This window comes from Streptomyces sp. NPDC059564, from assembly GCF_042735575.1.
GTDB lineage: Bacteria > Actinomycetota > Actinomycetes > Streptomycetales > Streptomycetaceae > Streptomyces.
In genome coordinates, this window is the sequence record NZ_JBHWBP010000504.1 from 1 (window position 1) to 4,209 (window position 4,209).

General features: G+C 73.4%; 5 protein-coding genes and 1 pseudogene. 3 read left to right on the forward strand and 3 right to left on the reverse strand.

What is annotated here, in order from left to right; translation table 11 throughout:
- Nucleotides 1-18: 18 nt before the first annotated feature.
- The 3 genes and pseudogenes from ACFV0Q_RS39055 to ACFV0Q_RS39065 all read left to right on the forward strand — a co-directional run.
- Nucleotides 19-126, forward strand: a pseudogene (locus ACFV0Q_RS39055) (PadR family transcriptional regulator); the annotation flags it as partial.
- A 136-nt stretch (nucleotides 127-262) separates the two neighbouring features.
- Nucleotides 263-1,189: a DUF4097 domain-containing protein gene (locus ACFV0Q_RS39060; RefSeq protein WP_385012525.1), complete on the forward strand. Its 927-nt coding sequence runs from the start codon at nucleotides 263-265 to the stop codon at nucleotides 1,187-1,189.
- Between the two features lies 1 nt (nucleotide 1,190).
- Nucleotides 1,191-2,087, forward strand: coding sequence for a helix-turn-helix transcriptional regulator (locus tag ACFV0Q_RS39065; protein ID WP_385012527.1), 897 nt, complete (start codon nucleotides 1,191-1,193; stop codon nucleotides 2,085-2,087).
- Nucleotides 2,088-2,096: 9 nt separating this feature from the next.
- Here the strand turns inward: ACFV0Q_RS39065 and ACFV0Q_RS39070 are convergent, their stop codons facing one another.
- The 3 genes from ACFV0Q_RS39070 to ACFV0Q_RS39080 all read right to left on the reverse strand — a co-directional run bounded on the left by ACFV0Q_RS39070 (nucleotide 2,097) and on the right by ACFV0Q_RS39080 (nucleotide 3,901).
- Entirely contained in the window at nucleotides 2,097-2,657 is a 561-nt protein-coding gene (locus ACFV0Q_RS39070) for a Clp protease N-terminal domain-containing protein (protein WP_385012529.1), read from the reverse strand.
- Nucleotides 2,657-2,866 (reverse strand): helix-turn-helix domain-containing protein, encoded by a 210-nt coding sequence (locus ACFV0Q_RS39075; RefSeq protein ID WP_266784673.1) that lies wholly within the window; start codon nucleotides 2,864-2,866, stop codon nucleotides 2,657-2,659. The genes ACFV0Q_RS39070 and ACFV0Q_RS39075 overlap by 1 nt, the downstream gene beginning before the upstream one ends.
- A gap of 72 nt (nucleotides 2,867-2,938) precedes the next feature.
- Nucleotides 2,939-3,901, reverse strand: a complete 963-nt coding sequence (locus tag ACFV0Q_RS39080) for a zinc-binding dehydrogenase (RefSeq protein ID WP_385012531.1) — start codon at nucleotides 3,899-3,901, stop codon at nucleotides 2,939-2,941.
- Nucleotides 3,902-4,209: the final 308 nt, after the last annotated feature.

A 4,209-nucleotide genomic window follows, 5' to 3' on the forward strand; every position in this document is an offset into this window, starting at 1 on the left:
CAGTGCATACTGATCTCCATGAGCACCCGTCACATCCTGCTCGGCCTGCTCGCCGCGGGTCCCAGCCATGGGTACGACCTCAAGCGACGCCACGACGAACGCTTCCCGCAAGCCCGGCCCCTCTCGCCCCTTCACCCGACCCCCGCCACCGGCGGGGGTCGAGCCATGTCGTCCGGTGCTTGACTTCCCCCTGCCGCGATATATCGTGTTCTACAGAAGACGCGATATGTTGCGTGCGTCGCCCACGAGGAGGAGCAGCACCATGGCAGAGCAGATGACGTGGTCCGTCGCCGCACCGCAGAAGATCGCCTTCGAGCAGCCGGTGACCGACCTGCGCGTCCGTGTCGTCGGCGGCACGGTGAACGTGGTGGCCGCCGCCGACGGGGGACCGGCCCGCCTGGAGGTCGCCGAGGTCGACGGACCGCCGCTGCACGTGGTCCAGGAGGGCGACACCCTCACCCTGTCCTACGAAGACCTCCCCTGGAACGGCACCCAGGGCTTCAAGCAGTGGTTCGAGCGCAAGCCCTGGAAGGCCTGGTCCGGCGCCTCCGAAGACGGCCGCAAGGCCTGGGAGCGCAGCGTCACCGTGACGCTGACCGTCCCCGCCGCCACCCGCGTCCAGCTGGCTGCGGTCAGCGCCACCGCCTTCGTCTCCGGGATCGCCGGCGCCACCGACGTCAACGGCGTCTCGGGCGACGCGACCCTCGTCGGGCTCTCCGGCCGGGTCAAGGCGCACACCGTCTCCGGCAGCGTCGAGGCCCAGTCCCTCACCGGTGAGCTCGGCTTCCGCTCGGTCTCCGGCGGGCTGACGGTGGTCGACGGCTCGGGCGGCGGCGTACGGGCCGACTCGGTCAGCGGGGACATGCTCATCGACCTCGCCCCCGAGCCGGACGCGCCCCGGCCCGTGGACATCTTCCTCAACTCCGTGTCCGGCGAGGTCGCGATCCGCCTGCCGCACCCCGCCGACGCCAAGGTCGAGGCCAACACCGCCACCGGCGGCGTCTCCAACGCCTTCGAGGACCTGCGCGTCTCCGGCCAGCTCGGCGCCAAGCGGATCACCGGCACCCTCGGCACGGGCGCGGGCACCCTGCGCGCCACGACCGTCTCGGGGGCCATCGCCCTCCTGCGCCGCCCGCAGGCCGACGCCGACGCCCCCGCGCCCCTCCAGCTCGACAAGAAGGTGCTCTGACATGCCGCCCGTCTTCGCCCACGGCCGCCTCCGCCTCTACCTCCTCAAGCTGCTGGACGAGGCACCCCGCCACGGCTACGAGGTGATCCGCCTGCTGGAGGAGCGCTTCCAGGGCCTCTACGCGCCCTCCGCGGGCACCGTGTACCCCCGGCTGGCCAAGCTGGAGGCGGAGGGGCTCGTCACGTACGCCACCGAAGGCGGGCGCAAGGTGTACTCCATCACCGAGGCGGGCCGCGCCGAACTGGCCGACCGCGGCGGTGAACTGGCCGACCTGGAGCTGGAGATCCGCGACTCCGTCTCCGAACTGGCCGCCGAGATCCGTGACGACGTCCGGGGCGCCGCCGGTGACCTGCGGCGCGAGATGCGGGCCGCGGCCTCCGCTACGGCGACCCAGGTCGAGGACGAGTCCTGGAAGGCCGCCAAGGAGGAGCTCCGCAAGGCGAAGCAGGAGTGGAAGGAGCAGGCGCGCCGGGCGAAGGACGAGAGCCGCCGGGCCCGCGAGGAGGCCCAGCAGGCCCGCCGCCAGGCCAAGGAGGCCCAGGAGCGGGCCCGCGAGGAGGTCCAGCGGATCGCCGCCCAGCTCCAGGAGCAGTTCTCGAAGTCGGGCGGGGTCCTCGGCAGCCTGGCCGGGGCCTGGCTGGGCGGCGGTTCCGCCGCGAACGGCACCGCGGCGCCTTCGGCCAGTGCCCCGGGGCCCTCGGGCGCCGGCTGGGCCGAGGACCTGACGCCGACCGCCGACCCGTCGCGGGACCTGGACCGGCTGCTGGACCGCTTCCGCGACGACGTCCGCGACGCCGCCCGCGACCACGGCGTGACCCCCGCCCAGCTGGCCGAGACCCGCGCCCACCTGGCCGCGGCCGCCGCCCGCATCGAGGCGGGGCTGCGCCCCGGCGCGTAACGGCGCCGTTCAGGCGGCCGGGCCCGTCTCGGCCGTGGCGTAGGTGACCCCGTGGTCCGCGAGGACCTCGGAGACCGCGCCCGGCCGGGACAGCAGGGCCAGCAGCAGGTGCAGGGTCGAGATGTGCCGGTCCTCGCGGCCCAGCGCGATGCGCAGGGACTGCTCCAGGACCTTCTTCGAGCCCTGGGTGAACGGGACGTGCCCCCGGTCCGCTTCCGGCCGGCCGAGGGCCGAGCGGAGCGAGGAGCCCAGGGTCCGGCGGCGCGGCTCCGGGGCGGACAGGGCGCCCGCGCCGTGGGCCTCCTCGACGCGGGAGACGATCCCGTCGAGGTCGATGCCGAGGCCCGCGAGGGCCTCCTCGTCGGCCCGCGACATCCCGCCCCGGCGGCGGGACACCGCGAGGTCCGCGGACACCGCCGCCCGGTCCACGCCGAGCGGGTCCAGGGCGCCGAGGGCCAGCAGGGAGAGCAGCAGGTGCTCCTCGGCGACCGTGGCGGCCCCGGCCCGGCGGGCCTCGTCCACGGCCCCCGTCACCGCGTCGCGGGCGTCCCGGGTGAAGCGTTCGAACATCAGAGCCTCCCGTACTTCTTGTGTACGGCCTGCCGGCTGACGCCCAGCTCGGCCGCGATCTCCTGCCAGGACCAGCCCTGCGCGCGGGCGCTGCGCACCTGTACGGCCTCCAGCTGCTCCAGCAGCCTGCGGAGGGCGGTCACGGCGCGCAGGCCCACGCGGGGGTCCTGGTCTCCGGCCCGTTCGGCGAGGTCGGTGGCTTCCGTCATGCATGTCAATCTAGGTTGACGCGGGAGGAGTGTCAACCCTGATTGACAAACGGGCGGCCGGCCGGCGGATCGTCAGACCGTGAGGACGATCTTGCCGAAGAGGTCTCCCGCCTCCAGCTTCTCGAAGCCCTCGCGCGCCCGGTCCAGCGGCAGCACCTCGTCGATGACGGGCCGTACTCCGGTGGTCTCGCAGAAGGACAGCAGGTCCTCCAGCTCGTCCTTCGTGCCCATGGTGGAGCCCACCACCTTCAGTTCCAGGAAGAAGATCCGGGTCAGCTCGGCGTGCGCCGGCCGGTCGCCGCTGGTGGCGCCCGAGATCACCAGGGTCCCGCCGGGGCGCAGGGACTTCACCGAGTGCGACCAGGTCGCCGCGCCGACGGTCTCGATCACCGCGTCCACCCGCTGCGGCAGCCGGGCGCCCGGCTCGTACGCCTCCAGGGCGCCCAGCTCCACGGCCCGCTTGCGCTTGGCCTCGTCGCGGCTGGTGGCGAAGACCCGCAGGCCCGCCGCCCGGCCCAGGACGATGGCGGCGGTGGCGACCCCGCCGCCGGCGCCCTGGACGAGCACCGAGTCGCCCGGGCGCACCCCGGCGTTGGTGAAGAGCATCCGGTAGGCCGTCAGCCAGGCCGTCGGCAGGCAGGCGGCCTCCTCGAAGGAGAGTCCGGCGGGCTTGCGCAGCACGTTCCAGGCGGGGACGGTCACCTGCTCGGCGAAGGTCCCCTGGTAGCGCTCGGTCAGGATCGAGCGCGGCTCGTCCGGGCCGACCCCGTGGCCGCTCTGGCCGATCACGGAGTGCAGGACGACCTCGTTGCCGTCCTGGTCGGTCCCGGCGGCGTCGCAGCCGAGGATCATCGGGAGTTTGTCCTGGCCCAGGCCGACTCCGCGCAACGACCACAGGTCGTGGTGGTTGAGGGAGGCGGCGCGGACGTTGACGGTCACCCAGCCGGGGCGGGCCTCGGGTGCCGGGCGGTCGCCCAGCACGAGGCCGCTCAGCGGCTGGTCACGGTCGATTCGGGCGGCGTAGGCAGCGAACATGGCGCCAGAGGCTACCGGTCGGTAGTGCGTCTGGCCAGTGGCCGAAGATCTTCGCCACGCCGGAGCGGAAGATGTGGTTCTATCCTCAACCACCGCCATCAGCAGGCGATTTACCGGCCGTATGCACCTAACCGGAACGTCAGAAGGACCTTCCGGGAGGGGTAATATTCAAGCCACGCGGCACGTTCGCCATGAGCCTGTCATGTCGCTCCCATGATGTGGCGACCCCTCCCGGTTCGGGGGCCGGGAGGGTGCGCCGTACGCGAGAGGCCCGGCCGGAGTCATCCGGCCGGGCCTCACCCGAACAG

Coding starts and splice junctions, on each gene's coding strand:
- ACFV0Q_RS39070 (WP_385012529.1), bottom strand. CDS start 2,657: ATGTTCGAACGCTTCACCCGGGACGCCCGCGACGCGGTGACGGGGGCC.
- ACFV0Q_RS39060 (WP_385012525.1), top strand. CDS start 263: ATGGCAGAGCAGATGACGTGGTCCGTCGCCGCACCGCAGAAGATCGCC.
- ACFV0Q_RS39075 (WP_266784673.1), bottom strand. CDS start 2,866: ATGACGGAAGCCACCGACCTCGCCGAACGGGCCGGAGACCAGGACCCC.
- ACFV0Q_RS39065 (WP_385012527.1), top strand. CDS start 1,191: ATGCCGCCCGTCTTCGCCCACGGCCGCCTCCGCCTCTACCTCCTCAAG.
- ACFV0Q_RS39080 (WP_385012531.1), bottom strand. CDS start 3,901: ATGTTCGCTGCCTACGCCGCCCGAATCGACCGTGACCAGCCGCTGAGC.